The organism is Bacillus sp. JJ1127 (assembly GCF_036965845.1).
Taxonomy (GTDB): Bacteria; Bacillota; Bacilli; order Bacillales; family Bacillaceae_G; genus Bacillus_A.
On the sequence record NZ_JBALQK010000447.1, the window covers coordinates 1 to 201 of the forward strand.

Sequence of the window (201 nt, forward strand, 5' to 3'; positions counted from 1 at the left end):
TAGCTGAATAGCTACTTTTGGGCAACCTCTTTCAATACATCATTTTTTGGCTCTTCCATTTGGCGTTATCGGTCATGAGGGGAGTACAATTCTCGTTATTTTAAATGGGTTGCGACTATTAAAAGTAGATAATTAGATGGGTTCCTATTTGGAACCCATCTTTTTGTACTTGCGGGTACCACCACATCGCCATCAAGTTAA

The 201-nt window shown here is 39.3% G+C and carries 1 pseudogene; it reads left to right on the forward strand.

Annotation, left to right across the window (positions count from 1 at the left end):
- Positions 1 to 46: 46 nt before the first annotated feature.
- Positions 47 to 136: pseudogene (locus V7183_RS26115) on the forward strand (hypothetical protein); the annotation flags it as partial.
- Between the last annotated feature and the right edge of the window lie 65 nt (positions 137 to 201).